Genomic DNA, 2,978 nt, shown 5'->3' on the forward strand with positions numbered 1-2,978 from the left:
CATCTACAGAATTTACAAAATGCACATGCTTACCATGTTCCAAAGGGGTAGGCATCTCTCGTGTTAAAGGTGTAGAGATAATTGCTTTTCCCATACAAAGATATTCTGCAAGTTTCCATCCATGACATTCACATACACTTGGTGTATTGAAAACGACAACGCTCTCTTTTGTCTTTCTAATATAATCATCCATAGAGAGTCGACTCTCATAAATAAAGTTTTTATATTCCTCCTTATATTTAGGATAATCAGGCATTTCCTTTAATACTGATTCTCCATTAACATAGAACAATCCTCCTTCTATATTAATTCCAGCTTTCTTACATGCTTTTAAAAATTCTCCACGATACATATTGGTATCTGTTGCAGCAAACTTATTATACCATAATGTAGAGGCATGAAAAATATAATTATAACGAACTTTCGTTTCACATTCATAAGCCTCTATAGGGCGACGACGAATATTCGTATAAAGATAATCACGGAGATAGCATTTGAAGGAAATATTTGAGTACTTATGCCCTTTGAGAAACAGTCGTAAACAACGAATAATAGTTGAGAAACGACTACCGAGCGTTACACCAAACTCTGGTCCAATTGCAATCAACTTATCATATTCCGCAACCTGCTCTGTTGTTGGGTTTACCATTCCATAGACATCACACCACTCATATCTGTCTTCAATAATCTTGGCTACATCTTCGGTATCAACAAAGACTTTCTTTTCCTGACCTTTGCTACTAATAATAAAAGCAAATCCACTGTTATAATCAGCAGTATTCTCATACTTAATACCTTTAAAGGGATCTATCTCATATGTTATCTTCCAGCCCTTTAAAAGTCTTTTTATTCCTAATAAATACCAAGAAGCGTAATTATACTTCAAACGTGGATCTATGACTATCTGTTTCATACCTACTATTTATTATCCTTCAAGTGCATCATTAGACCTATTATTTGGAATGCTTTCCAATACCACTTTACAGCTGGTGCTTTTAAGGATTTATTCGTAATACAATATTTAAATCGCCAATAGTTTATAGCTGATCGAATCTTCCATTTCAAAGAAACATTATAATCCAACATCTCTGCATAGGTCATTGTAGAGGCGATAGGGCTATTCATCCTTATTCTTACAATTTTACTTGTAAGTCCACCATCTAAATAATCTCTGTAATAGACAATCTTATTAAAACAGAACAACTTATACTTATTAGCGATTCTATTCCAAACTAAAGATTCTGGGCAAAACTTCTCATTTTCTATCTCAGGAAAGGAGAACTCTCTCATGACAGAGGTTTTATAAACCTCTAATAAATCACCAGTAACATTACCCTTCTCTGCATAGCGAAACTGCAATGCACTTTCATACATAGGGTCTTTTGGAAAACCTGAGCCTATTAATTGTCCATCATGGTGTGCCATTAAGCCACAAACGCCAGCACAGTCCTTATAACCTTTACACTGCTCATAATACTGTGCGATTGTTGCTAAGGAGTCTTCTGGTAATGTATCATCACTATCGAGTATTAAAATTAACTCCCCATTTGCCTTCTTTACTCCATAATTAATTGCTGTATGCTTTCCTCCATTATCTTTTCTATAATAACGAATAGAAAAGTTATTTTGTACATCCGTAAATTTAGCAAATAGTTTCTCTGTATCATCAGTAGAGCCATCATCTATTATCAACCATTCAAAATCATGGTATCCCTGTTCACAAAGGCATTTATAAGCACAGAGTAGGAGTTCTGATCTATTAAAAGTCGGTGTTAGAATCGTTAGCAGCATACAATAAACCTATTTGTCAGAAAAAACATCTAAATCAATTACAAGCAATTTTATAAATTATAGAATTTATCAATATCATATCGTACATCATACTCATATTGTTCATATACAGGATCATAATCTCTATGTCCATTTGTAAAGAAAGACTTATATGGATATAATAAAAATCCCCAGAGAATAAGGATTCTAAAATACAAAAATACACTTATCAACAAAGATAATGGTGCAATATTCCTATAATGAGGATTTAGCGACATATTAGACAGCAAAGCAATAACTCCAATGATAGAATACCATGCTATTCGTCCACCATCCGTAGAACGACAAAATAGCAGAAGAATTGTACAAAACATAATATAAGTATTTTGGAGTAGCAAACTCCTCTTATCCTTACCGACAGCGTTGTAATTTTTCAATAATATATAAAGAAATAGTACAGACTCTGCTATATATTCAAATCGAATCATACCTGTAGCGGAATTTGCATACATCTGAGCTTTTGAAGAAGCAGAATCAACTACATCACCATAAAAAAGAAAAAGTTTTGAAGGAAGCCCTGTAATACCAATCACAAACATAACTATCATAAAGTTTCTAATTTGCTGAGGCTTATACTTCCGTAAGGGAAGAAACCATAAAATAGCAAAATAAATGGCAGAATTATGTATCATAGCTGCAAACAACACCAAACTAAAAAACATATATTTCCGACGTTTCATAATGTAAGGAAGGGACAACCAACAAACACTTGCAGCTAACGCTTGACGCATATAAGCAAATGTAAAGAAAAATAACAGAGCTTCGAAAAGCATCAATCCAAAGAATGGATTCTTTACATTTTTATAGATAGCGATTGCAAATAAAGTATACATCAACATTGTTGTAACAAAAATAAAAATATATCTGTTGACAGTATATTTACCTATGAAAGCCAAAAATAAACCAAAAGCAGGCTCATGCCCAAAGTAAAAATGGAAAGCATCATTAAATATGTTTCCCCTCATTTGTATTTCCTCTGCATAAGCAGTGAAAGCATCTGAATAAATATAACGATCATATCCTCCTAACATATCAGAACAGGCCACAAATAAAGCTAACATTGTAGAGATAGAAAAGAAGAATACAGGGGAAACCTTCGCATTCTTATTATTATAAAAGAATGCTAAAAAAACTGTTATAAGAAAAAA

Annotated in this window: 3 protein-coding genes; all 3 read right to left on the minus strand. The window is 33.0% G+C overall.

Annotation, left to right across the window (positions count from 1 at the left end):
- Positions 1-913 (minus strand): hypothetical protein (locus HMPREF9420_RS03730; protein WP_007134105.1); only part of this gene is annotated, 913 nt, incomplete at its 3' end.
- Between the two features lie 5 nt (positions 914-918).
- Entirely contained in the window at positions 919-1,791 is an 873-nt protein-coding gene (locus tag HMPREF9420_RS03735; protein WP_007134106.1) for a glycosyltransferase family 2 protein, read from the minus strand.
- 50 nt (positions 1,792-1,841) lie between these two features.
- A partial coding sequence (locus tag HMPREF9420_RS03740) for an EpsG family protein (RefSeq protein ID WP_007134107.1) occupies positions 1,842-2,978 on the minus strand: 1,137 nt, incomplete at its 5' end.

Origin of the sequence: Segatella salivae DSM 15606 (assembly GCF_000185845.1) — a bacterium.
Classification (GTDB): domain Bacteria; phylum Bacteroidota; class Bacteroidia; order Bacteroidales; family Bacteroidaceae; genus Prevotella; species Prevotella salivae.